This is a genomic window from Parahoeflea alexandrii (assembly GCF_024105735.1).
GTDB lineage: Bacteria > Pseudomonadota > Alphaproteobacteria > Rhizobiales > Rhizobiaceae > Hoeflea > Hoeflea alexandrii.
Genome location: NZ_JAAAML010000001.1, coordinates 591,506 through 613,956, shown reverse-complemented (window position 1 = coordinate 613,956; position 22,451 = coordinate 591,506). Strand labels below are relative to the sequence as shown.

Annotated in this window: 28 protein-coding genes; 11 read left to right on the top strand and 17 right to left on the bottom strand. The window is 62.0% G+C overall.

What is annotated here, in order from left to right; translation table 11 throughout:
* The first annotated feature begins 60 nt into the window (after positions 1 to 60).
* A complete protein-coding gene (locus GTW23_RS02750; protein WP_252914535.1) occupies positions 61 to 522 on the top strand; it encodes a YHS domain-containing (seleno)protein in 462 nt (153 codons plus the stop codon).
* A gap of 27 nt (positions 523 to 549) precedes the next feature.
* On the opposite strand, the gene GTW23_RS02745 is transcribed toward GTW23_RS02750, so the two are convergent.
* Together GTW23_RS02745 and GTW23_RS02740 are read right to left on the bottom strand one after the other, a co-directional pair.
* Positions 550 to 930, bottom strand: coding sequence for a hypothetical protein (locus GTW23_RS02745; protein WP_252914534.1), 381 nt, complete (start codon positions 928 to 930; stop codon positions 550 to 552).
* A 133-nt stretch (positions 931 to 1,063) separates the two neighbouring features.
* On the bottom strand, positions 1,064 to 1,822 hold the full coding sequence (locus GTW23_RS02740; RefSeq protein WP_252914533.1) for an SDR family NAD(P)-dependent oxidoreductase: 759 nt from the start codon (positions 1,820 to 1,822) through the stop codon (positions 1,064 to 1,066).
* A 160-nt stretch (positions 1,823 to 1,982) separates the two neighbouring features.
* On the opposite strand from GTW23_RS02740, the gene GTW23_RS02735 reads away from it, so the two are divergent.
* The 3 genes from GTW23_RS02735 to GTW23_RS02725 all read left to right on the top strand — a co-directional run bounded on the left by GTW23_RS02735 (position 1,983) and on the right by GTW23_RS02725 (position 4,871).
* Positions 1,983 to 2,888: an AraC family transcriptional regulator gene (locus tag GTW23_RS02735; protein ID WP_152007727.1), complete on the top strand. Its 906-nt coding sequence runs from the start codon at positions 1,983 to 1,985 to the stop codon at positions 2,886 to 2,888.
* A 113-nt stretch (positions 2,889 to 3,001) separates the two neighbouring features.
* Positions 3,002 to 4,105, top strand: a complete 1,104-nt coding sequence (ychF, locus tag GTW23_RS02730; RefSeq protein ID WP_252914532.1) for a redox-regulated ATPase YchF — start codon at positions 3,002 to 3,004, stop codon at positions 4,103 to 4,105.
* A gap of 121 nt (positions 4,106 to 4,226) precedes the next feature.
* Positions 4,227 to 4,871 (top strand): hypothetical protein, encoded by a 645-nt coding sequence (locus GTW23_RS02725; RefSeq protein WP_252914531.1) that lies wholly within the window; start codon positions 4,227 to 4,229, stop codon positions 4,869 to 4,871.
* 38 nt (positions 4,872 to 4,909) lie between these two features.
* Here GTW23_RS02725 and GTW23_RS02720 read toward each other — a convergent pair whose 3' ends face one another.
* Positions 4,910 to 5,116 (bottom strand): YgaP family membrane protein, encoded by a 207-nt coding sequence (locus GTW23_RS02720; RefSeq protein ID WP_252914530.1) that lies wholly within the window; start codon positions 5,114 to 5,116, stop codon positions 4,910 to 4,912.
* A gap of 234 nt (positions 5,117 to 5,350) precedes the next feature.
* On the opposite strand from GTW23_RS02720, the gene GTW23_RS02715 reads away from it, so the two are divergent.
* Positions 5,351 to 5,824, top strand: a complete 474-nt coding sequence (locus tag GTW23_RS02715; RefSeq protein ID WP_252914529.1) for a MaoC family dehydratase — start codon at positions 5,351 to 5,353, stop codon at positions 5,822 to 5,824.
* A complete protein-coding gene (locus GTW23_RS02710; RefSeq protein ID WP_252914528.1) occupies positions 5,821 to 6,312 on the top strand; it encodes a MaoC family dehydratase in 492 nt (163 codons plus the stop codon). Before GTW23_RS02715 ends, GTW23_RS02710 begins: the two co-directional genes overlap by 4 nt.
* Before the next feature lie 63 nt (positions 6,313 to 6,375).
* On the opposite strand, the gene GTW23_RS02705 is transcribed toward GTW23_RS02710, so the two are convergent.
* The 6 genes from GTW23_RS02705 to GTW23_RS02680 form a co-directional block, all read right to left on the bottom strand.
* Positions 6,376 to 6,918, bottom strand: coding sequence for an adenine phosphoribosyltransferase (locus tag GTW23_RS02705; RefSeq protein ID WP_152007721.1), 543 nt, complete (start codon positions 6,916 to 6,918; stop codon positions 6,376 to 6,378).
* Positions 6,919 to 7,126: 208 nt separating this feature from the next.
* Entirely contained in the window at positions 7,127 to 7,957 is an 831-nt protein-coding gene (locus tag GTW23_RS02700; protein ID WP_252914527.1) for a cytochrome c1, read from the bottom strand.
* A 29-nt stretch (positions 7,958 to 7,986) separates the two neighbouring features.
* Positions 7,987 to 9,285, bottom strand: a complete 1,299-nt coding sequence (locus GTW23_RS02695; protein WP_152007719.1) for a cytochrome b — start codon at positions 9,283 to 9,285, stop codon at positions 7,987 to 7,989.
* Positions 9,286 to 9,299: 14 nt separating this feature from the next.
* Positions 9,300 to 9,878, bottom strand: coding sequence for a ubiquinol-cytochrome c reductase iron-sulfur subunit (gene petA / locus GTW23_RS02690; protein ID WP_152007718.1), 579 nt, complete (start codon positions 9,876 to 9,878; stop codon positions 9,300 to 9,302).
* A gap of 207 nt (positions 9,879 to 10,085) precedes the next feature.
* Positions 10,086 to 11,954 (bottom strand): ABC transporter ATP-binding protein, encoded by a 1,869-nt coding sequence (locus tag GTW23_RS02685; protein ID WP_252914526.1) that lies wholly within the window; start codon positions 11,952 to 11,954, stop codon positions 10,086 to 10,088.
* A 48-nt stretch (positions 11,955 to 12,002) separates the two neighbouring features.
* Complete coding sequence (locus GTW23_RS02680; RefSeq protein WP_252914525.1) at positions 12,003 to 13,853, bottom strand: ABC transporter ATP-binding protein; 1,851 nt, start codon at positions 13,851 to 13,853, stop codon at positions 12,003 to 12,005.
* 320 nt (positions 13,854 to 14,173) lie between these two features.
* Between GTW23_RS02680 and GTW23_RS02675 the strand changes: the two genes are divergently transcribed.
* A complete protein-coding gene (locus tag GTW23_RS02675) occupies positions 14,174 to 14,662 on the top strand; it encodes a tRNA (cytidine(34)-2'-O)-methyltransferase (RefSeq protein WP_252914524.1) in 489 nt (162 codons plus the stop codon).
* 12 nt (positions 14,663 to 14,674) lie between these two features.
* On the opposite strand, the gene GTW23_RS02670 is transcribed toward GTW23_RS02675, so the two are convergent.
* Complete coding sequence (locus tag GTW23_RS02670; RefSeq protein ID WP_152007714.1) at positions 14,675 to 15,058, bottom strand: VOC family protein; 384 nt, start codon at positions 15,056 to 15,058, stop codon at positions 14,675 to 14,677.
* Between the two features lie 88 nt (positions 15,059 to 15,146).
* Here GTW23_RS02670 and soxR point away from each other — a divergent pair, with 88 nt between their 5' ends.
* Positions 15,147 to 15,611 carry a redox-sensitive transcriptional activator SoxR gene (gene soxR, locus GTW23_RS02665; protein ID WP_252914523.1) on the top strand — a complete coding sequence of 155 codons (465 nt, stop codon included), beginning with the start codon at positions 15,147 to 15,149 and terminating at the stop codon, positions 15,609 to 15,611.
* 29 nt (positions 15,612 to 15,640) lie between these two features.
* Here soxR and GTW23_RS02660 read toward each other — a convergent pair whose 3' ends face one another.
* The 3 genes from GTW23_RS02660 to GTW23_RS02650 form a co-directional block, all read right to left on the bottom strand.
* Positions 15,641 to 16,036: a type II toxin-antitoxin system VapC family toxin gene (locus tag GTW23_RS02660; protein ID WP_252914522.1), complete on the bottom strand. Its 396-nt coding sequence runs from the start codon at positions 16,034 to 16,036 to the stop codon at positions 15,641 to 15,643.
* Entirely contained in the window at positions 16,036 to 16,284 is a 249-nt protein-coding gene (locus GTW23_RS02655) for a type II toxin-antitoxin system VapB family antitoxin (RefSeq protein ID WP_152007711.1), read from the bottom strand. Before GTW23_RS02655 ends, GTW23_RS02660 begins: the two co-directional genes overlap by 1 nt.
* A gap of 62 nt (positions 16,285 to 16,346) precedes the next feature.
* A complete protein-coding gene (locus GTW23_RS02650; RefSeq protein ID WP_152007710.1) occupies positions 16,347 to 16,616 on the bottom strand; it encodes a hypothetical protein in 270 nt (89 codons plus the stop codon).
* 155 nt (positions 16,617 to 16,771) lie between these two features.
* Here GTW23_RS02650 and hemF point away from each other — a divergent pair, with 155 nt between their 5' ends.
* Positions 16,772 to 17,683, top strand: coding sequence for an oxygen-dependent coproporphyrinogen oxidase (gene hemF / locus GTW23_RS02645; RefSeq protein WP_252914521.1), 912 nt, complete (start codon positions 16,772 to 16,774; stop codon positions 17,681 to 17,683).
* 81 nt (positions 17,684 to 17,764) lie between these two features.
* Here hemF and GTW23_RS02640 read toward each other — a convergent pair whose 3' ends face one another.
* Positions 17,765 to 18,271, bottom strand: a complete 507-nt coding sequence (locus GTW23_RS02640) for a hypothetical protein (RefSeq protein ID WP_252914520.1) — start codon at positions 18,269 to 18,271, stop codon at positions 17,765 to 17,767.
* 307 nt (positions 18,272 to 18,578) lie between these two features.
* On the opposite strand from GTW23_RS02640, the gene GTW23_RS02635 reads away from it, so the two are divergent.
* A complete protein-coding gene (locus GTW23_RS02635; protein ID WP_252914519.1) occupies positions 18,579 to 18,764 on the top strand; it encodes a DUF1059 domain-containing protein in 186 nt (61 codons plus the stop codon).
* Positions 18,765 to 18,796: 32 nt separating this feature from the next.
* Here GTW23_RS02635 and GTW23_RS02630 read toward each other — a convergent pair whose 3' ends face one another.
* Genes GTW23_RS02630 through GTW23_RS02620 form a run of 3 tightly spaced genes read right to left on the bottom strand, consistent with a single transcriptional unit; the run spans position 18,797 to position 21,320 of the window.
* Entirely contained in the window at positions 18,797 to 20,047 is a 1,251-nt protein-coding gene (locus GTW23_RS02630; protein WP_252914518.1) for a CCA tRNA nucleotidyltransferase, read from the bottom strand.
* Positions 20,044 to 20,682 (bottom strand): CoA pyrophosphatase, encoded by a 639-nt coding sequence (locus GTW23_RS02625; protein WP_382265816.1) that lies wholly within the window; start codon positions 20,680 to 20,682, stop codon positions 20,044 to 20,046. The genes GTW23_RS02630 and GTW23_RS02625 overlap by 4 nt, the downstream gene beginning before the upstream one ends.
* 17 nt (positions 20,683 to 20,699) lie before the next feature.
* Complete coding sequence (locus GTW23_RS02620; protein ID WP_252914517.1) at positions 20,700 to 21,320, bottom strand: DUF1285 domain-containing protein; 621 nt, start codon at positions 21,318 to 21,320, stop codon at positions 20,700 to 20,702.
* 116 nt (positions 21,321 to 21,436) lie between these two features.
* Between GTW23_RS02620 and GTW23_RS02615 the strand changes: the two genes are divergently transcribed.
* Positions 21,437 to 22,450: an AAA family ATPase gene (locus tag GTW23_RS02615; RefSeq protein WP_152007704.1), complete on the top strand. Its 1,014-nt coding sequence runs from the start codon at positions 21,437 to 21,439 to the stop codon at positions 22,448 to 22,450.
* The last annotated feature ends 1 nt before the right edge of the window (position 22,451 follow it).

Below are 22,451 nucleotides of genomic sequence, written 5' to 3'. Positions count from 1 at the left end.
GGCGACTTCGCGGCGAGACTTCCGCGCTGTTCGCTGCAGCCTGGACAGAGGAGGCAAACCATGCACTCAACGCACTTCACCCGCCGAGCGCTTCTCGGCATCGGCATTGGGCTGTCGGCCCTGCTGACGACCGGTGCCGGGCCGGCCGTGGCCGGTCCAGTCAACACCAGCAACGCCGGCATCGCCATCGACGGCCATGATCCGGTCGCCTACTTTACCATGAGCAAGGCCGTGCGCGGCGACAAGGCGATCACCGCAGACCATGGCGGCGCGACCTATCAATTCGTCTCGCAGGAGCACAGGGCGCTGTTTGTGGCCAACCCGGCGAAATACGTACCGCAATATGGCGGCTACTGCGCCTATGGCGCGTCACAGGGCTACAACGCCCCGGTCGAGGCCGACAAGTTCACCGTGGTCGATGGCAAACTCTACTTGAACTACAACGGACGCGTACAAGGCACCTGGCGCAAAGACACGGCCGGCTACATCACCAAGGCCGACGCCTATTGGGCCGGGCAATAGGCGCCGGATGCAGCAGGACCTGCAGCCTCAAGCCCTAAGGTTTTCGATGCGGTACCAGAACAGCTCGACGAAAGCCGACAGCCCGGTCTCGATGCCGTAGGCCACCATCTGCGCGGCCTCGGCGGAAATCAGCATCATGCCGAATCCGGCAAACAGCCAGTAGCTGATCGACAGCCTCAGGTTCTTCAGGCTGTCGAGCCGGTAGTAGCCGCCGTCATCGAACTCGGTGCCGATCAGGTAGTCGCCCCAGCTGTAGTCGCTTGAAACAAGAACATTAACCGCCGGCGTGTCCGACAGCTTGTCCGGAAACACGTTGAAAACCGCGCGCACCACATGCGCAAGCGCGCCCAGCATGACGAACACGATGCCAGCAACGATGAAATGCCAGGTGGCAAGTTCGGTTTCCATATCCCGCTCTCCCGCATCTGAAGAAGAACTCAATGACACAAAAACCTTTCAGCCAGATTGACCGCTATGTCTGAAACCGGGGCCGGCAGCACCGCCTGCCCCGGTTTGCAGATGAGCCGAAGCCACCGCCAGCCTAGAGATACATCCCGCCCGACACCTCGATCCGCTGGCCGGTCATCCACTGGTTGTCACCGAGCAGCAAGCTGGCGATGGTGCCGCCGATGTCATCGGGCAGCCCTGCACGTCCCATCGCAGTCACGCCGGCCACGAAGGCATTCGCATCCGGATTGTCGCGGACCGCGCCGCCGCCAAAATCGGTCTCGATGGCACCGGGGGCAATGACGTTGACGGCAATGCCGCGCGGACCAAGTTCCTTCGCCATATACCGGGTCAGAGCCTCAACTGCGCCCTTCATGGTGCCATAAGCCGCATATCCCGGCAGGCTGAAGCGGGCCAGGCCCGACGACACGTTGAGGATGCGCCCGCCATCGGCGATCAGTGGCAGCAGCCGCTGGGTGAGAAAGAACACCCCCTTGAGATGGACGTTCACCAGCGCGTCGAACTGGTCCTCGCTGGTCTCGGCGAAGGTTACATGGATGCCCATACCGGCATTGTTGACGAGAAAATCGAAGCTGTCCCGCCCCCAAACGGTCTGCAGCGTGTCTGACAACTGGTCCTTAAAGGCCGCAAATTGCGCGGTGTCGCCGGTGTCAAGCTGCAGCGCGGCCGCCTTGCCGCCCAGCGCCTCGATTTCCGCAACAGCGGCTGCTGCCTCGTCGGCGCGCGAAAGGTAGGTGAGGACGATGCCGGTCCCCTGACGGGCGAGATGCAGGGCGGCATTGCGGCCGAGGCCGCGGCTGCCGCCGGTGACGAGTGCGATTGCTTGGCTCATGATCTTCTCCATGGGTTTGAGGTGACCGCAAGCTAGCCGCTGCACCGCCACCCGGCCTGCCGGATCCTCCGTGAGATCTGCCCGATCCTCCGAAAGTCTGATTCCGGGCGTGACGCATCTGACCGAAGGGCATATCCCTGAAGGTCGAAAGGAAGGTCCCATGACACTGCAGGAGCTGGCCCGAAGCGTTGATCACTTCGCGGGCGAACATGCTGAAACCGTGAAGGGTTGCGAAACAGGTATCGCCGGCCTGTTCGTCCACCGCCAGACCAGGCCAAGCCCGTTCGAGGCGACGGTCTACAATCCGGTGATCTGCCTGAACCTGCAGGGCTGCAAGGAAGTGACGTGCGGTGACAGGACACTTGGCTTTGGCGCCGGGCAATCGCTGATCGTCAGTCACGACGTCCCGGTCATGGCGCGCGTCACCGAGGCCAGCGCGCAACACCCCTATCTCGCAATCATCGTGGCCCTGGACATCGCCATCATCCAGAGCCTTTGCGATGAGGTCGGCGAAACGGTGCTGGACCGGCGGCAGGCGAGCACGCTCACCGCCAACGCAACCGACGGCAGGATCATCGAGGCGATAGCGCGGTATTTCGCCCTTGCCCGGGATCCGCTGGAAGCAAAGGTGATGCAGCCCCTGATCCTCAGGGAAATCCATTTCCGGCTGCTGACGGCCAGCCACGGCGGCATGCTGCGGCAGCTGATGCAGCGTGACAGCCATGCCAGCCGGATATCGCGCGCCATAGGCCGGATCCGGTCCGGCTATCGCGCGCCACTGGCTGTCGCCAGCCTCGCCGCGGAGGCCGGCATGAGCCCGTCATCCTTTCACGAGCATTTCAGGCACGTCACCGGAACCACGCCGCTGCAGTACCAGAAAGAACTCAGACTGATGGAGGCGCGCCGGCTGCTGTCGATGGACGGGCTGTCCGTTTCCTCGGCGGCCTTCGAGGTCGGCTACGAGAGCGCCACCCAATTCAGCCGCGAGTATTCCCGCAAGTTCGGAGCGCCGCCGCGCAACGATGTCTTCCGCGCGGCGGCGGCATCTGAAAGTCGCTCCCTCTAGCGCGACGTCAAACAATCCGCTGCCCGCATACCCTGCCCGGCCGATCACCCCTTGACGCGGCACGCCACATCCATACAAAGCCCGCAAGTATCACCTTTAAGGACACCAATTCCATGGGTTTCAAATGCGGCATCGTCGGGCTGCCCAATGTCGGCAAGTCCACACTGTTCAACGCGCTGACGCGCACGGCCGCCGCGCAGGCTGCGAACTATCCGTTCTGCACCATCGAGCCCAACACCGGCGAAGTCGCCGTGCCCGATCCGCGCATGCAGAAGCTCGCCTCGATTGCCGGCTCCAAGGAGATCATCCCGACCCGCATCTCCTTCGTCGATATTGCCGGCCTGGTGCGCGGTGCCTCCAAGGGCGAAGGCCTTGGCAACAAGTTCCTCGCCAACATCCGCGAAGTCGACGCCATCGTGCACGTGCTAAGATGTTTCGAGGATGACGACATCACCCATGTCGAGGGCCGGATCAATCCCGTCGGCGACGCCGAGACCATCGAGACCGAACTGATGATCGCCGACCTCGAAAGCCTCGAGCGCCGTACCGATCAGACCCGAAAGCGCGCCGCCGCCAAGGACAAGGAGTCGCTGACCGTCCTGCCGATGATGGAAGCCTCGCTGAAGCTGCTTCAGGACGGCAAGCCGGTCCGCACGATGCTGAAGTCGCTCGCGGCCGAGGACCTGGCCATCCTGCACGGGCTCAACCTGCTGACTTCGCACCCGGTGCTCTATGTCTGCAACGTCTCCGAGGAAGATGCCGCGACCGGCAATGCGCACACCGAAGCGGTGGCAAAGATGGCGGCCGAACAGGGCGCCGAAAGCATCGTCATTTCCGCGGCCATCGAATCCGAGGTCGCGCAGCTGCCTGACGAGGAAGCCAGGGAATTCCTCTCGGCCCTCGGCCTCGACGAGGCGGGCCTCGACCGGCTGATCCGCGCCGGCTACCAGCTTCTCGACCTGATCACCTATTTCACCGTCGGTCCCAAGGAAACCCGCGCCTGGACGATCGAGCGCGGCACAAAGGCGCCCGCGGCCGCCGGCGTCATTCACACCGACTTTGAACGCGGCTTCATTCGCGCCTTTACCATCGCCTATGACGACTATGTCGCGCTCGGTGGCGAAGTCCCGGCCAAGGAAGCAGGCAAGGCCCGCGACGAGGGCAAGGAATACGTGGTCCAGGACGGCGACGTCATCCATTTCCGCTTCAACACCTGAGGGCTGATCCGCCTCGGAAGACCCCGCAAAGGCAGGACACTGGCGTGTCCCGTGCGGAATTGGACCAATGCCCCCGGATCGCCGCCTTGCGCAGTGGCGTCCGCAGGTGCAGTGTCAGGCCATGAACACCCAGACGCATCTGCTGCTCGCTTCTGCATTGTTTGCCCGGCCGGGGCGCGAAAACCGGCTGCGCAATGCGGCCGTCATCTGCGGCGCGCTGCTTCCCGACGCCGTGATTTTCGTGATGTTCGCCTGGTCCAAGCTGATCGGCACGCCGGAATCGGAAGTCTGGTCGGACTGGTATTTCAACCCGCCCTGGCTGACCGCGATAGACTGGATGAATTCCCTGCCATTGTTCGGCGTGATCCTGCTGGCAGGCTGGATGCTGCCCAGGGACCCACCCACCTCGAACCTTCTGTCATCGGCCCTGATGCTGTTTGCGCTTGCGGCGATCACGCACCTGCTCGGTGATCTGCCTTTCCATGTCGATGACGGACACGCACATTTCGTCCCGCTCACCGAATGGCGCTTTGTCTCGCCGGTCTCCTACTGGGATCCGCGGCATTACGGGAACATCGTTGCGCTGCTCGAACTCGGTCTGGGACTGATGCTGATCATCATCCTCTGGCGCCGTTTCACGGGCAGGCTGGTCCGCGCGCTCCTCGGCTTGGCCGTGGTCAGCTACGCGGTTCCCTATGTCTGGTTTGTGCTGCTCGGTGGACACAGCGATCACTTCGCCGCACTCGGTCAGACAGCCGCGATCTGATCAGCGTATCGCGGCTGCGGACCCCGACAACCCTCTGCCTAGGCCTTCTTGACCGGACAGGTCGACAGCCCGATGATCGAATAGAGCGGGCAGGTGCCGAACAGGCCGGTAAACAGCGGAATGACGCCGATCAGAGCGAAATAGCGCCACGAGGCATCCGGATAGATGAAAAACAGGGCCAGCAACACCAGGCCGGCGATAATGCGAACCCCGCGGTCGAGACCGCCAACATTGTTCTTGAACATTTCCGAAACTCCCATTCCCATGACCGGGCACATTGCCGGAACACATGCTGAATATCATATTTGTAACCAGATGCTTTGACACCGATCAATTGACGAATTCGGCGCCCCGAGGGCCCGCCTCCGGCTTGTCTTGCGACTGCCTTCAATTTGACCATGCCGCCGCCGCAAACCTTTCACACCTAAAAGAAATCGACTAGGTTGCCCTCGACCGACAATCAGGAAGCGATCCATTCCATGCCAGACGATAGTCTTCTCCATTTCGAGGACATGCCGCCCGGAACCACGTTCCCGCTCGGCCCCAAACATGTCACCGCCGATGAAATCATCGCCTTTGCGATGGAGTATGACGCGCAGCCCATGCATCTCGATGCCGAGGCCGGACGGCAATCCATCCTTGGCGGTCTGGCGGCCTCGGGCTGGCACAGCTGTGCGATGATGATGCGAATGATGACGGACTCCTACCTGCTCCGCACCGCCGCCGAAGGTGCACCGGGAGTGGACTACGTAAAATGGAAGAAGCCGGTTCTGGCGGGTGATGTCCTCTCAGGAGAAACCCGTGTGCTCGACAGCCGGGTTTCACAGTCCCGACCCGGTATCGGGATTGTCAGCCTGAGGCATGAACTGCGCAACCAGAAAGGCGATACAGTTCTGGAATCGGAAAATCCCGTCATGATACGCCTGAGAGATCCCGGGAGCACCAACGCATGACAAAAGACCGGTATTTCGTGCCCGGCGACCGCCGGGAGCTGGGCAGCTATGTCTTCACCGCCGAGTCCATCATTGCGTTCGCCCGCCAATTCGATCCGCAACGCTTTCACGTCGATGCCGAGGCTGCCCGCGACAGCGTGTTTGGCGGGCTGTGCGCATCCGGTTGGCAGACTGCGGCAACATGGATGAAGCTCAACCTGGCCGCAGGCCGGGAGGAAGCACGCGATGACAAGGCAGCAGGACGGGACAGGCCGGAATACGGCCCCTCGCCCGGCATCCGCAATCTCAGATGGTTCAAGCCGGTTTATGCTGGTGATGAGATCTTCTACTCAAGCACGATCCGGGGCACACGCCCGCTCAATTCGCGGCCAGGCTGGTCGATCCTCGAACTGACCGCCGAAGCACGCAATCAATCGGGGGAACTTGTGATGAGCTTCGATTCTGCCGCCCTCGTCCGGCTGCCCGAGGCCGAGCAGCCGGACGTCTAGAACTTGCGGGAGAACCTGCCGCAAACCTGCTCCGGTGCTGTGTAGCCGGAGCGAACATGCATCTCAGTGGCCTTCGTAGGAAACCAGCGTGCGCACCTGGACGCCGAGATCCTCGAGTTTCTTGCGGCCGCCAAGATCGGGCAGGTCGATGACGAAGCAGGCCGCAACGATATTGGCGCCCATCTGGCGCAACAGCTTGACCGCGCCTTCCGCCGTGCCCCCGGTGGCGATCAGGTCGTCAACCAGGATGACGCTCTCGCCCTCTGCCACCGCATCGGTATGCATCTCCATCTCGTCGACGCCGTACTCGAGGCTGTAAGCCACCCGGACCGTGTGGTGGGGCAGTTTCCCCTTCTTGCGGATCGGCACGAACCCGGCTGACAACTGGTGTGCCATCGCACCGCCGAGAATGAAGCCTCGCGCCTCGATGCCCGCAATCTTCGAGACCCTGAGCCCCGAATAGGGATGCACCAGTTCGTCTACCGACCGCCGGAACGCCCGCGGCTCCCCCAGCAGGGTGGTTATATCGCGAAACAGGATCCCCGGCTTCGGATAATCCTTGATGGTGCGGATGGAAGCGCGGAGTGCGTTTTCAAGGTCAGACATGATGGCTCCAGGGTCTGGGGGCAATGTGCATGGGGTCCGGTTGCTGTGCAAGCAGCATTTGCGGCACCCGGGGCGGAAGCGCTCCCAATGCGTGCCTGAACTCAACCGACGCGAGATTGATCCGGGTCGACTGCTGGCAAAAGCAGATTGCGGACACGAAAACGCCGCCCGCAGGCGGCGCTCTCTCAACTCAGGACCGATGGCGGTCTCAGTGTTCCTTGCTGGCAAACACCGACTTCTTGGTCAGGAACAGCAGCGATGCGAAGATTGCCAGGAAGATGATGACCATGAAACCGGTCTGCTTGCGCTCCTCCATGTGCGGCTCCGCGGCCCACATCAGGAATGCAGAAACGTCCTTGGCATACTGGTCGACCGTTTCCGGCGAACCGTCATCATAGGCCACCTGTTCGTCGTAGATCGGCTGCGCCATGGCCAGTGCCGAACCGGCGATGAAGTACGGGTTGTAATGCGCACCATCCGGAACTTCCACACCCGCAGGCGGCTCCTGATAGCCGGTCAGCAAGGAGTAGATGTAGTTCGGGCCGCTCTCGTTGTAGCCGGTGAAGATGTCGAAAACGAACTGCGGGAAACCGCGTTCGACATATCGAGCCTTGGCCAGAAGCGAGAAATCCGGAGGAGCGGCACCGTTGTTGGCATAGGCCGCCGCTTCCTGGTTGGGGAACGGTGAGGGGAAGTGGTCCGACAGCACCGCGGTGCGGGTGAACATTTCACCTTCACCGTTAGGCCCGTCCTCGACCTCGTAGTTTGCGGCGAGCGCCTTAAGCTGATCTTCCGAGTAACCCAGATCCTCAAGCGTGCGGAACGCCACGAGGTTCATCGAGTGACAGGCCGAACAGGCTTCCACATAGACTTTCAGACCGCGTTGCAGCTGACCCTTGTCGAAGGTTCCGAACGGCCCGGCGAAAGACCAGTCGATCTCACGCGGCTTGTTGATCGGGTAGCCCGCGGCAAATGCAGACCCCGCGCCAATGACCAACGCCATGGCGGCCGGAACGATGCTTGCGAGAAGCTTTTTCATGTCTTCGGTTCCTTTCCGTCGCGCGCCGCTCAGCCGCGGGTTTCCGGTGATGCTGCAGCAGGAGCAGCACCGCCATTGCCGGCCTTTTTGGCGAGCACGGCTTCTGTGATCGAGTTGGGCAGACGCTTCGGCGTTTCGATAAGCCCCAGCACCGGCAGGATGACCAGGAAGAACGCGAAGTAGTAGAGCGTCGAGATCTGCGCCAGCGGGGTGTAGATGCCTTCCGCCGGTTTCGCGCCGAGCCATCCCAGGAAGATCGCGTTGGCCACGAAGAGCCAGAAGAACAGCTTGTACCAGGGACGGTAGACCGCCGAACGAACCTTTGACGTGTCCAGCCAGGGCAGCACGAACAGCACTGCGATGGAACCGAACATGGCAAGCACGCCGCCAAGCTTGGAGTCGATCGGGCCGATGTCGAAGGTGATCGCACGCAGGATCGCGTAGAACGGCAGGAAGTACCATTCCGGAACGATGTGCGCGGGAGTCTTCAGCGGGTCAGCCGGGATGTAGTTGTCGGCATGGCCGAGGAAGTTCGGCATGAAGAAGATGAAATAGGCGAAGACGAGCAGGAAGATGCTCAGCGCCAGCGCGTCCTTGACGGTCGCGTAGGGCGTGAACGGCACGGTGTCGGTCTTCGACTTCACTTCAACGCCGGTCGGGTTGGTCTGGCCGGTCACATGCAGCGCCCAGACGTGCAGGATCACAACACCGGTGATCATGAACGGCAGCAGGTAGTGCAGCGAGAAGAAGCGGTTGAGCGTCGGGTTGTCCACCGCAAAGCCGCCAAGCAGCAGCTGCTGGATCGGCTCGCCGATCCCGGGGAACGCCGTGAAGAAGCCGGTGATCACCGTAGCCCCCCAGAACGACATCTGGCCCCAGGGCAGAACGTAGCCCATGAACGCCGTTGCCATCATCAGAAGCAGGATGACGACGCCGAGGATCCAGAGCACTTCGCGGGGAGCCTTGTAGGAGCCGTAATACATGCCGCGGGCGATGTGGATGTAGACCGCAACGAAGAAGAACGACGCACCGTTGGCATGCATGTAGCGCAGCAGCCAGCCGGAGTTGACGTCACGCATGATCTTTTCGACCGACTGGAAGGCGATCGCGGTATCGGCCGCGTAGTGCATGGCCAGCACGATGCCGGTCAGAAGCTGCACCACCAGCATCACCATCAGGATGCCGCCGAACGTGTAGGCATAGTTGAGGTTCCGCGGCACCGGGTAGGAGACGAAACTGTCATGCACCATCCGCGGCAGCGGCAGGCGCGAGTCGATCCACTTTCCGAATCCGGAAGTGGGCTGGTAAGTCGAGTGATCGCTGCTCATGGTCTAAAGCCCCCTCAGCCGATTTTGATGACGCTGTCAGACACAAAGGCGAACGGCGGAACCGGAAGGTTCGTCGGGGCCGGGCCCTTGCGGATACGGCCAGCCGTGTCGTAGTGCGAACCGTGGCACGGGCAGAACCAGCCGCCGAAATCGCCGGCCTGGCCGAGCGGCACGCAACCCAGATGGGTGCAGGAGCCGATCATGACGATCCAGTTTTCCTTGCCCTCGCCCGCCGAGCGATCAATGTCGGTTGCCGCCGAACCGTCAGCAACGTTGGCATTGCGCGCGATCGGATCCTTGAGGTCGTCAAGGGCGACAGCCTGGGCTTCCGCCACTTCCTCGTCGGTGCGGTTGCGGATGAACACCGGCTTGCCGCGCCATTTGACTGTCAGCGACATGCCAGGCTCGAGGGCTTCGACATTGACCTCGATCGAGGCCAGCGCCAGCGTCGAGGCGTCTGGGTTCATCTGGTCGATGAACGGCCAGGCGAAACTGCCGACGCCGACCACGCCTGCCATCCCGGTGGCGATGTAAAGAAAATCGCGGCGGGTGGGTTCGCCCGCGCCTTCGCTTTGTGTCATTGGCTCACTCACGGCTCAACGTCCTCTTCAAGCTGCGTCTGGACAAACATTCCACCCCAATGCGCCATGCATGTAAGGCTGATCCGCTATAGGCAGATTCGGCCAGTGCCGACAATGCGGCGGAATTCTGTCAATCGCGCGGTTTCTATGCGGGATAGAAGTTAAAGTCCAGACCGCACGAGGCCAGAAGGGCACAATGTCGCGGAGAAATTAGACCAACTATTCAGCAGCCTCATCCACGCCGATGAAACCGCCCGACTGCCGCGCCCACAATTCGGCGTAAAGCCCGCCGCGCGCGATCAATTCCGCATGGGTCCCGGTTTCGAGAATCCGGCCATGATCCATGACCACCAGACGGTCCATCCGCGCGATCGTCGACAGCCGGTGCGCGATGGCGATCACCGTCTTGCCGTCCATCAATTCATCCAGGTTTTCCTGGATCGCCGCCTCCACCTCGGAATCGAGCGCCGATGTCGCCTCGTCGAGCACCAGGATCGGTGCATTCTTCAGCATTACCCGGGCAATCGCGATTCGCTGCCGCTGGCCGCCGGACAGTTTGACGCCGCGGTCTCCCACATGGGCATCAAGCCCCTTGCGTCCGCGCTGGTCCGACAGGTCCTTGATGAAATCCAGCGCCTCTGCCCGCCGTGCCGCCTCCAGGATCTCGTCATCATCGGCGTCGGGACGCCCGAACACGATGTTTTCGCGAATCGATCGGTGCAGCAGCGAGGTATCCTGTGTCACCATGCCGATCGAATGGCGCAGCGATTCCTGCTTCACCGCCGCGATGTCCTGGCCATCGATCTCGATCCGGCCCGATTGGAGATCATAAAACCTCAACAGCAGATTGACGAAGGTCGACTTTCCGGCCCCGGAACGGCCGACAATCCCGATCTTTTCGCCCGGTGCAATCGTCAGTGACAGATCGTCGATCACCGGCCGGTCGGCATGGTAGCCGAAGCTTGCCCGGTCGAACCGGATTTCCGCCTTCTCGACCACAAGCTCGCCCGCCTCGTCCCGGTCCGGCAGACCGATCGGCCGCGCCACCATCTCGGCCGAGTTCTGCAACGTGCCGAGATTGCGCATCAGCCCGTTGAGCTGGGTCATCATCCGTCCCAGCAGCATGTTGAGCCGCAAGACCAGCGACAGGGTGAACGCCACCGAGCCCACCGAGATCGCTCCAGCCAGCCAGAGATCGATCGCGAAAGCCGCGATCACGGCGATCATGATGCCGGAAAGCGCCGCCAGCGACGCACGGACGCCGGTCAGATGCCGTGTAAACGGCATGATCGTGGCAATGAACTGGTCGAAGCCTTCGCGGATGTAGCGGTCATTGTCCGCGTCCCGGGCATAGAGTTTGAGTGTCTGGATGTTGGAGTAGCTGTCGGTGATGCGGCCGGTCAGCATTGCAGAGGCTTCCGCGCTGGCCCTGGCATGGCGGCGGATCCTCGGCACGAAGTACCGCGCCAGCAAGCCGAAGACCACGATCCAGATCAGCACCAGCGCCGACAGCCGCCAGTCGAGCTGCGCCACCAGCGCCATGGTGGTAACGGTGTAGATCATGATGAACCAGACCACCTGCAGCAGCGACACCATGAAGTCACCGGTCGCTTGCCCGGCAGACCACACCTTGGTGACGATGCGGCCGGCGAAATCGTTCTGGAAGAAGGCGAGGTTCTGGCGTGACACATGCGAGTAGGCTTGCCAGCGCACCAGGTTGAAGAACCCGGGCACCACCGCCTGTTCCTCGACCAGCGCGGCGATTGTCACCACCGCGAACCGCGCAATGACCACCACAAACAGCATGAAGGCCAGCGTCGCGCCGTGCTCGCCGATCAGACCGTCCCAGCCGGCGGCGGGCTCTGAGACATCGAGAACATCGACCAGCTGGCCGACGAAATAGAACAGCGCCGCCTCAAGCAGCGCCACCAGGCCGCCAAGCGCCAGCATTGCAGCAAACGCACCCTTCGCCTGACCGACGTAATGCCACAGAAACTTGCGGGTCGAATTGGGAGGCCGGTAGGTCGAACGCCGGATAAACGGATCGATCCAGCCTTCGAAAAGGTCAAGCAACGGTTTGAAAATCATGGACGACAGAATAGAGCGAGTGGTGTCTTTGGCAATATGGACATCGCTTTACTCCGCCGCCGTCGCGCCGGCGTCCACATCGATGAACCCGCCCGACTGCCGTGACCAGAGGTCGGCATAGATGCCGCCCGATTTGATCAGTTCGTCATGCGTCCCGGTTTCAACGATCTCGCCATGATCGAGAACCACCAGCCGGTCCATCTCGGCAATGGTCGACAGCCGGTGCGCGATGGCGATCACCGTCTTGTTCTCCATCAGCGCGAAAAGATTTTCCTGGATTGCGGCCTCGACCTCGGAATCGAGCGCCGATGTGGCCTCGTCGAGCACAAGGATCGGCGCGTCCTTGAGGAACACCCGGGCGATGGCGATGCGCTGGCGCTGACCGCCCGAGAGTTTCACCCCGCGTTCGCCGACATGGGCATCGAGCCCGGTGCGGCCGGCAAGATCCTCGAGCCCCCCGATGAATTCATGCGCATTGGCCTTGCGCACCGCCTCGAGGAGGTCCGTCTCGCTTGCGTCGGGCTTGCCATAGGCGATGTTGTCGCGCACCGACCGGTGCAGCAGCGACGTGTCCTGGCTGACCATGCCGACCTGGCCGCGCAGGCTGTCCTGGCTCACCTGGGAGATGTCGTGACCATCGATCAGCACCCGCCCGGATTCGAGATTGTAGAACCTCAGCAGCAGGTTGACGAGCGTCGTCTTGCCGGCGCCTGAGCGCCCCACGAGACCAATCTTCTCTCCGGGTGCGATCTTCAGCGACAGGCTCTCGATCACCCCACTCTGCTTGCCGTAGTGGAACCGGACATTCTCGAACTCGATCGCGCCTTTCCTGGCAACGATCTCGTTCGCGCCGGGCCGGTCCACCACCTCGTGCGGCTTGACCATCATGCCCATGCCGTCCTGGACCACGCCGATGTTCTCGAAGAAACCCGAGACCTCCCACATGATCCACTGCGACATGCCGTTGATCCTGAGCGAAAGCCCGATGACGATGGCGATCGAGCCGACCGAAACGATGCCGGTCAGCCAGAAGCCGATCGCCATTGCCGAAACCGCGAAGACCAGGATCGAATTGTTCAGATAGATCAATGTCTGGAACAGCGTCACCTGCCGCATCTGCCGGTGCACGGTCTGGAGGAACATGTCCATGCTTTCCTGCGCATAGGCCTCCTCCCGGCCCGCATGCGAGAATAGCTTGACCGTCGAGATATTGGTGTAGCTGTCGACCACCCGGCCGGTCATCACCGAACGGGCATCGGCCTGATCGGCGGAAATCCGCTTCAGCTTCGGAACGAAATGCGCAATCAGCCCGACATAGACTGCCAGCCAGACCAGCATCGGCAGAACCAGCCGCCACTCGGCGCTGGCCACCATGCCGATCATAGCGATGAAATAAACCGAGACATAGACGAAGACGTCGAGCAGCTTCATCACCGATTCCCGGATCGACAGCGACGTCTGCATCACCTTTGTCGCTACCCGGCCGGCAAATTCGTTGGAAAAGAAGCTCAGGCTCTGGCGCAGCAGGTAACGGTGCATCTGCCAGCGCGCAATCATCGGGTAATTGCCCAGGAGCGTCTGGTGAATGATCAGTGAATGCAAAAGCACCGTGACCGGCAGGCCGATCAGCACGATTGCTCCCATCAGCATCAGCCGCCCGGATTCGCGCTCGAGAAAGCCCTCCGGATCGGACGTGGCGAGCCAGTCGACGATCGAACCGAGAAACCCGAACAGCATCACCTCGCCGATCGAGATCAGGGCCGTCAGAATGGCCATGGCGATCAGCCACGGCGCGGCTTCGCGCGAATAATGCCAGCAAAATGCCAGCAGGCCGTGCGGCGGCGCGGAAGGCTGTGCTTCCGGATAGGGGTTCAGTCGTCTTTCAAACCATCCGAACATGGATGTCTCCTAGAGAAATGCCGCAAGCTGGCCTATGCATTGCACCGGCGAGATAAAAAGTGGGCCGGGATCACGCGATAACGCCGATTGCCCGTCAAAATGGGCGCAAAAACCGGAAAGAAATACTGGAACCGCGAAAAACCCGTCTGGTCAGTGGCCCGTGGCCGCTGGCAGAAAGCTGTTATAGATGATGCGCATTACAGCCTCCGTCAGGTTCGCGTTGAAGATGAGTTGTTGTAGGCGAGATTCGGCTGTTAAGCCAGATTGCCGCTACCGGTTTTGTCCACCATGAACCTGCCCTCGCCCGACATTGTGATAAAATGACCACAGAAACCCTTTCCACTTCAAAACCCCTGATCGCGCTTTACCAGCCGGATATTCCCGGAAACACCGGCTCCATCCTGCGGCTCGGCGCTTGCCTGGGCATCGGTGTCCACATCATCGGACCGGCAGGCTTCGACATGACCGACCGGGCGCTCAAGCGCGCTGGTATGGACTACATCGAGATGGCCACCCTCACCCGCCACGACGGGTGGGAGGAGTTCGAACAATGGCGCCAGGGCGAAGGCCGCCGTCTGGTGCTGATGACCACCAGGTCCGCCACTCCCTATATTGATGAAACTGCCCACACCCTGACCGCCCAGGATGTGGTGCTGTTCGGCCGCGAAAGCGCCGGCGTGCCCGACAGGGTCCATGATGCGGCCGACGCGCGCCTGACCATTCCGATGATCGAAGGCCGCCGCAGCCTGAACCTCGCCATGAGCGTCGCCATCATCTCCGGCGAGATCAACCGTCGGTTCGGGCTGTAGCCGAGGGCGAAATCAGTCATAATTGACAACCTCGAACTCGATGCCGTTCTCGTCATCGAAATAGAAGCGGCGTCCCGGCTCGTAATCATCGTGGTTGTAGGGCACATAGCCCAGTGCCTTGACCTTGGCCTCGACCGCCTCGAGATCCTCGACCACCACGCCGACATGGTTCATGTTGCCGATCCGGTTCTTCTCGACGGTGCCGCGTGCGCGCGCCTCCTTCGGCGTATAGACCGCCAGATAGGCGTCGTCGGTTCCCACGTGGATCGACAGTCCACCGTTCTGCGCCGGCCCCTGCCAGCGAATTTTCCAGCCGAAGACGTCACACAGCCACTTGGCCGTGGAGGACGCATCGGGAACGGTGAAATTGACATGCTCGAGGGTGGATCGGGTCATGATGTGCTCCTGTGTTCATGGTCTTTGCGTTGATGTGGACACATGCTACTTTCTCAAGTGAACTTGAGATCAAGAGGTTTTTTCAAAAATGTCCGTTTCACCCGGCAAGGGCCTGCTCAGCATCGGCGAAGTGGCCAGCCGCACCGGGCTCGCGGTCTCGGCGATCCGGTACTACGACGATGAGGGATTGGTCACGGCACGGCGCACAGCCGGCGGCCGGCGCATGTTCATCCGCTCCGATATCAGGCGCCTGTCCTTCATCCTGATCGCCCAGCAGATGGGGTTTTCGCTCGAGGAGATCCGCGCCCAGCTCAGGCAGCTGCCGCTCGAACGCACACCCAACAAGCGCGACTGGGAGAAGATCAGCCGCGGTTTCCGCGCCCAGCTTGATGCCCGCATCGGAATGCTCGAGCGGTTGCGCGACAGGCTCGACGGCTGCATCGGCTGCGGCTGCCTGTCGCTTGAGACCTGCAAGCTTTACAATCCCGATGACCGGGCCCGCGAAACCGGAACCGGCCCGAGGTTGGTGGTGCAGAAGTCGGTGATTGGATGAGGTTCAATAGGCGGCCGCGTCATAACGCATCAAACGGCATTGACGTCCGTTAATTCGAAATCATTCCCCTTGAACAAAAGCGGCAGTTTCATGACCTTGGCGCACCCATAGGACAGACAATCGCCGAAATTCAGCGAAGCGGGGTGTCGCCCCTTGCCGAAACGGTCAAACGCATCAATGGCCGCGAAGCCGGCCTCCGGCGGAATTGGAGCAATGCTTATCTCAAACGCAGTCAGGAAATCGTTCAGTTCGGTTTGAGCCCTTTGCAGCGAAAGATTCTTTTTCTTGGCAAGGTTGATGACAACCTCCCAAACCACAGCAGCACTGACAACGCGCGTTTCCGCATTCCTCATTTGCTCTGCAAGCGGGATTGCATCAGCCTCTTTGGTCATCACAGCAATCAGAGCTGAGGAATCGACAAACATCAGTTTTCCTCATAGAGACTGTCGATAAACGCTTTCTCGTCATACTCAGTTTCGCTTTGTTGCGTTCGCGCATTGAAGTCTTTGCTCCACGCCACCATGCGATCGACATAATCCTGTTTCGTGTCAGGGTCACGAAGCGCCCGCTCCAAAGCCTGTCTGACAGCTTCGGTCTTGGTCTTGGCTTTTATGGCCGCCTGATAGCGCTCGGCGAGCGCATCGACAGTTTGATCCTTGATAAAAAGAGCCATGATGCACACTCCTGTTCGCGTGGATATATAGGGGATATCCTTACGAGAAACAAGGATATCCCTCAATCCGCAGTCGGCAGGCGGCGCATGGTGAACTCGATCTCGTCGCCTTCGCCGGGCAATGCACGCCAGCTCTCGACTTCGGTCCAGTAGGCGGCTTTCGGCCAGGCGGAGAACCACTCCCGCGCCTTTTCGCGCGCCGCACCGCGGCTCAGCCGGTAGGTCTCGCGCACAAAGCTGCCCGATTTCTGTCCATCGGATTTTTCCTTGCGCGCACGGGCGATCTCGCGTCGCAGCCCTTCCAGTGGCGGGCGTTGCTGATACCGGCTCATGGTCCTTCCTTTGCCTTCATGGCTGACCCACTCTAACCCAGAAGCGGCTTTCCGGCGAGTCCCGTCAAAACCCGGACAAGCGGGATGCAATGCTGCGGTTACATCAGGCGGGATCTGCTGCTATGAGGGATCCGAAGCCAGAACGAGGACCCCCAATGCAACGCCCAAGCCTGCCGGTCGGACTGCCCGACGACATCGAAGAAAAAAAGACCAAAGCACGCCAGTGGTTCGAGGAACTGCGCGACCAGATCTGCCTGAGCTTCGAGGCACTCGAAGACGAGGTCGACCATCCGCAGTGCACTGGAGAGCCCGGCCGCTTCGAGCGCACACCATGGCAGCGCGACGAAGGTGCCGGCGGCGGCGGAACCATGTCAATCATGAAGGGCCGGCTGTTTGAAAAGGTCGGCGTCCACACCTCCACCGTCCACGGCGAGTTCTCGCCCGAATTCCGCGCCCAGATCCCCGGCGCCGAGGAAGATCCCCGGTTCTGGGCCTCCGGCATCTCGCTGATTGCGCACCCGACCAATCCGCATGTGCCGACCGTGCACATGAACACCCGCATGGTCGTGACCACCAGCCAGTGGTTCGGCGGCGGCGCCGACCTCACTCCGGTGCTCGACAACCGCCGTACCCAGACCGACCCCGATGCCATGCTGTTCCACCGCGCCATGGAGATTGCCTGCAACCGTCACGACGTCGCTGACTACTCGAAGTACAAGGCCTGGTGCGATGAGTACTTCTTCCTGCCCCATCGCGACGAGCCGCGCGGCATCGGCGGCATCTTCTACGACTGGCTGCACGGCGGAGAAGACCATGGCGCGTGGGACGCCAATTTTGCCTTTACCCAGGATGTCGGACGCGCCTTCAACGTGGTCTACCCGAAGATCGTTCGCTCCAACTTCGGCAAGCCCTGGAGCGAGGCGGAGCGGACCGAGCAGCTGATCCGCCGCGGCCGCTACGTCGAGTTCAACCTGCTCTACGACCGCGGAACCATCTTCGGGCTGAAGACCGGCGGCAATGTCGCCTCGATCCTGTCTTCGCTGCCGCCGGTGGTGATGTATCCGTAACAGGGATCTGCAGCCGAAACTGGATGGGGAAACCTTAGCTCTTCCCCAACCGCACGCGGTCGGCTTCTGCCCCGCGTGCGGTCAGGCTCGAGCGGCGAGCTTTCCACGCAGCGCTTCGTCGACCATGTGGTTTGCGATCTTCATGCGGATGGTCGCGGCTTCCCGCCATTCCATCGGCGTCCGGTCGGGGTGATTGAGCCGCGCAAAGCGTCGCCGCTTTGATTTCAGCTCGGCCGGTGTATCCGTGGCCAGCAAATTGATGTCCTTCGCAACGTCCTCGGGACTCAGCCGTTTGTAGAGCGACGTGTCGATGTCTGGCTTGGGCTTTGGCGGCGGCGTGGGTGCAGCGTTGTGAACGGCCGGCTTCGGCCTCGGCGCCGATGTTGATGCGTCGATGTGAACAGCCCGATCTGCGGTGCCGCGCTGTTCCCTGCTGGGCCAGGGTTGTGACCTGAGACTGGTTGCAACAAAACTGGAATTCCAGCCGCGCATGGCCGTCCAGTGCCCGGATCCATGCGACGAGGCCTCTGCCCGCTCGTTGCTCATGCGATCGAGAACGGCATCAAACGAGTCCACACCCACAACCATCCCGACATCCCGCTGCAAACAACCTTGTTGCGTCCATTGCTAGCGAAACAAGGTTAACGCTTTCACAGAATTGGCGGCGTCCCGGGCGAACGCCGCAATCATCAGCCGCACGACTGTGGTCTAGACCGAGCGCTACAGGAAATAGTAGCCGCAGCGCGGATCTTGCTACCGCCGGTCGCAGTGTTTTTCGCGGCAAGCAACCACTTCGGGGTGCATCCGGACCGTTTTTGGGCTATCATGTTTTCCCGTCGGCCGGTGCGCCGGCTCGGGCGGGTTTCCGGTTTTCGACATCGAAAAGGAGACAGCCATGAAAACCTTCCATTGCGGATCTCTCGTTCCCGGTTGCGAATGGCACACGCGGGCCGAAAGCGAGGCGGAGATCGTGTCCCGCGCCATCGACCATCTGCGCCAGACCCATGGTGAAACCACCATCCGTCCGTCGATTGTCGAGCAGATCAAGGAACGCACGCTCGAGGAGACTGACGCCGCCTGATCCGGAACGGGCCCTGGCCTTGCGGGCGGGGCTCAGTCCATGGCGTCGAGCAGAACGGCCTTGTCGAGGGTGAAATTGCTTTCGACCCAGCGTTCTTCGAGCGCGGCAAGCCGTGCGCCCATCTCCGGTCCGGGAGTCACGCCGCGGGCGATCAGGTCGGCGCCGGCAACCGGGAAAGCCGGCCTTTCCCAAGCGCCTGCGCGGGCGAGATGCCGGCTGTGACCGGCAGCATCGGTGAGCGCTGACGGATCGGTCTCGGTGCGGCTGCGCGCCGAGACCAGCGACAGCCGGAGCCGGTCGACGAGCGGACCTGCGCCATGGCGGTAAAGCAGCCGGTCGAGCGCCGTGATCGCCAGCGTTGGGGCCACGACCGGCGCCTCGGCCCATTTGACCAGCCGGTCGGCCTCGACCCGCGACATCTTCAGGCGCGCGGAAAGCCCACGCATGCGGTCCGCATCCGGCGGCACCATCGCCATCAGCCGCAGCATCGGATCGGGCTCCCAGTCGAGCGCAGTCTCCGTGGCGATCAGCGGTCCGATCGAATCGATCCCCCATTTCTCGCTCTCCGGCAGCACCTTGGACAGAACCCCTGACTGGCGCATCCACAACAGCGCCCGGCCCGGATCCTGCGCCTTGAGCAGCGTCTTGAGTTCTTTCCAGACCCGTTCCGACGACAATGTGCCGAGCTTGTCGCGCGCCCGGGCGCAAGCCTTCAGCGCCGCGGCGTCGGGCCGGCCGGCACCGTAATGTCCGTAAAAGCGGAAATAGCGCAGCACCCTGAGATAGTCCTCGGCGATCCGCGCGTCGGCGTCGCCGATGAACCGGACCGTCCGGCTTTCGATATCTTCCAGTCCGCCGACAAGATCGATGACGCTGCCGTCCTGGCCGGCATAGAGCGCATTGATGGTGAAATCGCGCCGCTCGGCATCGATCTGCCAGTCACTGCCAAACACCACCTTGGCCCGCCTGCCATCGGTCTCGGCATCGTGCCGGAGCGTGGTGATCTCGAAACCGCGGCCGTCGATGACCAGCGTCACCGTGCCGTGATCGATCCCGGTCGGCACCGCGCGGATGCCTGCGGCCTCGGCCCGCGCCACCACCTGCTCGGGCGCCCAGCTTGTCGCCAGGTCGGTATCGGTGACCGGCAGTCCCATCAGCGAATTGCGGACCGCCCCGCCGACCACCCGGACCTCTTCGCCGTCCTGATTCAGAAGCGCGAAGATCCGGCCGAGCGCTTCCTGCTGGAACCAGTCCTCATGGGCAACGCTCGCATCTGAGCTCATGCGTAGAGCCTTTCATACATTGTCCGGATGATCCCGGCGGTGACACCCCAGATGTGATGCTCGCCATAGGGCATGACGTAATAGTGCCGTTCGATGCCTTCCCAGACCCGACTTTCTCGCCGGTGGTTTTCCGGGTTCATAAGGAAGGACAGCGGCGTTTCGAACACCTCGTCGACTTCGACCGGGTTGGCCGTGACGGCATAGCCCGGCCTGACCACGGCAAGCACCGGCGTGATCCGGAATCCGGTTGTGGTCATGTAGACCGGCAGCCGGCCAACCGGCTCGACGAACCGGCGGTCCAGTCCGATTTCCTCTTCCGCCTCCCGCATGGCGGCGATCTCCACGCTGCCGTCTTCCGGATCGACCGAGCCGCCCGGAAACGCAACCTGGCCCGAGTGCTTGCGAAGTGCTGTGGCGCGCCGTGTCAGGATCACGCGCGCGTCGGGGCCGTCATCGGTGACCGGAACCAGCACGGCGGCGTCCCGCAGCTTGGCATCGACCAGGCCCGAGACCAGGCCGGGATTGAGCACATGGTCGCCATGGCCGAGATGCGCCGGCTCCGACCCGAACGCATGGTCGGGATCGTGCTTCTGGGCGCGCAGTCGGAACCCCTCGGCGTCAAAACCCGGCGGCATCAGGGAACCCGTATCGATCAAACGCCCGCCTCCAGCCTGTGCATCGGCATGACGGGGAACACCGATCCGGCAGAGCGGATGGCGTAGGTCGCTTCGCCATCGATCTTGATTTCTTCGCCAAGCGCCAGAAGATCATAGGTCACCGCCCGATTGACCAGGGCTTCCAGCCGGCCGCGCACAAGGATGTAGGGCTTGAGTTGATCGGCCTCTCCGGTGACGACGAAGCGCAGCGGGTTGTCCGGACCGGCGCGAACCACATCACCGACATTGGTCCGGAAGGTCAGCACCTGTTCACCTTTTTCTTCGCTTACCGTCATCTCGACAGCCAGGAAAGGCGCGTCCACGACGCGGATCCCGATCTTTTCCACAGGCGTGACGAGATAGGTCTTTTCGTCCTCGTCACGGCGCAGAACTGTGGAAAAAAGACGCACCAGCGCCGGCCGCCCGATCGGTGTCCCCAGGTAGAACCAGGTGCCATCTGCACGGATTTCCATGTCGATATCGCCGCAATAGGGCGGATTCCATCGCTCGACCGGCGGCAAACCATCCTTGCCGGCATTCCTGTCGGCCTGGGCGCGCGAAATCAGCGCGGCAAGATCGCCTGCATCTGTTTTCGTGTTGGTCCTTGTTTTTGCCATTGTCCTGTCCAGCTATGTTTACAGGTAACCAGATAGTCATCTGAACTGCTCTTGTCAGCCTTTCAGCGTAGAATAAGCTGTTTGAGAGTGACGAACCAGAACGCGCGGAGACACCCATGGGACGCATCGACACTGGCGCAAAGCCGATCGACGAAAAAGCAGTCATCGCAGCCGCGGAGCAGGCCCTGGCCGACATCTCCGGTATAAAGCAGGCCGTCTCCGATGTCATTTTCGGTCAGGAAAGCGTCGTCGAACAGACACTTCTCGCAGTCCTCTCGGGCGGCCATGCCCTTCTCGTCGGTGTCCCCGGACTTGCCAAGACCAAGCTGGTCACCACGCTCGGCACCGTTCTCGGCCTCAATTCCAACCGTATCCAGTTCACGCCCGACCTGATGCCGTCCGACATTCTTGGCTCCGAGGTCATGGACCAGGACGAGAACGGCCGCCGCTCGTTCCGCTTCGTCCCTGGCCCGGTGTTCACCCAGCTGCTGATGGCCGACGAGATCAACCGCGCCTCTCCGCGCACCCAGTCGGCACTGCTGCAGGCCATGCAGGAGTATCATGTCACCGTTGCCGGCGCGCAGCATGACCTGCCAAGGCCGTTCCATGTTCTGGCAACCCAGAATCCGCTCGAGCAGGAAGGCACCTATCCCTTGCCCGAAGCCCAGCTCGACCGTTTCCTGATGCAGGTCGACGTGCCCTATCCGGAAATGGCCGCCGAACGCCGCATCCTGCTTGACACCACTGGCGCAAAGGAAGCCGTTGCCCGGCCCGCCATCACCATGGAGCGGCTGACCGCCATCCAGGCACTGATCCGCCAGATGCCGGTTCCTGAATCGGTGGTCGATGCGATCCTCGAACTCGTCCGGGCCGCCCGTCCCGGCCATGGCAATGCTAGGGTTGACGAAACCATCTCCTGGGGCCCGGGCCCGCGTGCCGGCCAGGCAATGATGCTCTGCGCCCGCGCCCGCGCACTCTATGATGGCAGGCTCGCCCCGTCGATTGATGATGTCCGCGCCCTTGCCGAACCGATCCTGCAGCACCGCATGGCGCTGACCTTCACCGCGCGCGCCGAAGGTATTGGCATCCGCGATGTGATTGCCGGCCTCGTCACCCCGAAAGCCGGGTGAG

Bases quoted from the DNA above. Each gene is read 5' to 3' on its own strand.
- GTW23_RS02750 (WP_252914535.1), top strand. From the start codon at position 61: ATGCACTCAACGCACTTCACCCGCCGAGCGCTTCTCGGCATCGGCATT.
- GTW23_RS02650 (WP_152007710.1), bottom strand. From the start codon at position 16,616: ATGAGCCGGTATCAGCAACGCCCGCCACTGGAAGGGCTGCGACGCGAG.
- GTW23_RS02675 (WP_252914524.1), top strand. From the start codon at position 14,174: ATGACCACAGAAACCCTTTCCACTTCAAAACCCCTGATCGCGCTTTAC.
- GTW23_RS02615 (WP_152007704.1), top strand. From the start codon at position 21,437: ATGGGACGCATCGACACTGGCGCAAAGCCGATCGACGAAAAAGCAGTC.
- GTW23_RS02685 (WP_252914526.1), bottom strand. From the start codon at position 11,954: ATGATTTTCAAACCGTTGCTTGACCTTTTCGAAGGCTGGATCGATCCG.
- GTW23_RS02620 (WP_252914517.1), bottom strand. From the start codon at position 21,320: ATGGCAAAAACAAGGACCAACACGAAAACAGATGCAGGCGATCTTGCC.
- GTW23_RS02695 (WP_152007719.1), bottom strand. From the start codon at position 9,285: ATGAGCAGCGATCACTCGACTTACCAGCCCACTTCCGGATTCGGAAAG.
- GTW23_RS02640 (WP_252914520.1), bottom strand. From the start codon at position 18,271: ATGGTTGTGGGTGTGGACTCGTTTGATGCCGTTCTCGATCGCATGAGC.
- ychF (WP_252914532.1), top strand. From the start codon at position 3,002: ATGGGTTTCAAATGCGGCATCGTCGGGCTGCCCAATGTCGGCAAGTCC.
- GTW23_RS02630 (WP_252914518.1), bottom strand. From the start codon at position 20,047: ATGAGCTCAGATGCGAGCGTTGCCCATGAGGACTGGTTCCAGCAGGAA.
- GTW23_RS02710 (WP_252914528.1), top strand. From the start codon at position 5,821: ATGACAAAAGACCGGTATTTCGTGCCCGGCGACCGCCGGGAGCTGGGC.
- GTW23_RS02720 (WP_252914530.1), bottom strand. From the start codon at position 5,116: ATGTTCAAGAACAATGTTGGCGGTCTCGACCGCGGGGTTCGCATTATC.
- GTW23_RS02745 (WP_252914534.1), bottom strand. From the start codon at position 930: ATGGAAACCGAACTTGCCACCTGGCATTTCATCGTTGCTGGCATCGTG.
- GTW23_RS02740 (WP_252914533.1), bottom strand. From the start codon at position 1,822: ATGAGCCAAGCAATCGCACTCGTCACCGGCGGCAGCCGCGGCCTCGGC.
- GTW23_RS02625 (WP_382265816.1), bottom strand. From the start codon at position 20,682: ATGCCGCCGGGTTTTGACGCCGAGGGGTTCCGACTGCGCGCCCAGAAG.
- soxR (WP_252914523.1), top strand. From the start codon at position 15,147: ATGTCCGTTTCACCCGGCAAGGGCCTGCTCAGCATCGGCGAAGTGGCC.
- GTW23_RS02715 (WP_252914529.1), top strand. From the start codon at position 5,351: ATGCCAGACGATAGTCTTCTCCATTTCGAGGACATGCCGCCCGGAACC.
- GTW23_RS02725 (WP_252914531.1), top strand. From the start codon at position 4,227: ATGAACACCCAGACGCATCTGCTGCTCGCTTCTGCATTGTTTGCCCGG.
- GTW23_RS02660 (WP_252914522.1), bottom strand. From the start codon at position 16,036: ATGTTTGTCGATTCCTCAGCTCTGATTGCTGTGATGACCAAAGAGGCT.
- GTW23_RS02635 (WP_252914519.1), top strand. From the start codon at position 18,579: ATGAAAACCTTCCATTGCGGATCTCTCGTTCCCGGTTGCGAATGGCAC.
- GTW23_RS02735 (WP_152007727.1), top strand. From the start codon at position 1,983: ATGACACTGCAGGAGCTGGCCCGAAGCGTTGATCACTTCGCGGGCGAA.
- GTW23_RS02705 (WP_152007721.1), bottom strand. From the start codon at position 6,918: ATGTCTGACCTTGAAAACGCACTCCGCGCTTCCATCCGCACCATCAAG.
- GTW23_RS02670 (WP_152007714.1), bottom strand. From the start codon at position 15,058: ATGACCCGATCCACCCTCGAGCATGTCAATTTCACCGTTCCCGATGCG.
- GTW23_RS02655 (WP_152007711.1), bottom strand. From the start codon at position 16,284: ATGGCTCTTTTTATCAAGGATCAAACTGTCGATGCGCTCGCCGAGCGC.
- GTW23_RS02680 (WP_252914525.1), bottom strand. From the start codon at position 13,853: ATGTTCGGATGGTTTGAAAGACGACTGAACCCCTATCCGGAAGCACAG.
- hemF (WP_252914521.1), top strand. From the start codon at position 16,772: ATGCAACGCCCAAGCCTGCCGGTCGGACTGCCCGACGACATCGAAGAA.
- GTW23_RS02700 (WP_252914527.1), bottom strand. From the start codon at position 7,957: ATGAAAAAGCTTCTCGCAAGCATCGTTCCGGCCGCCATGGCGTTGGTC.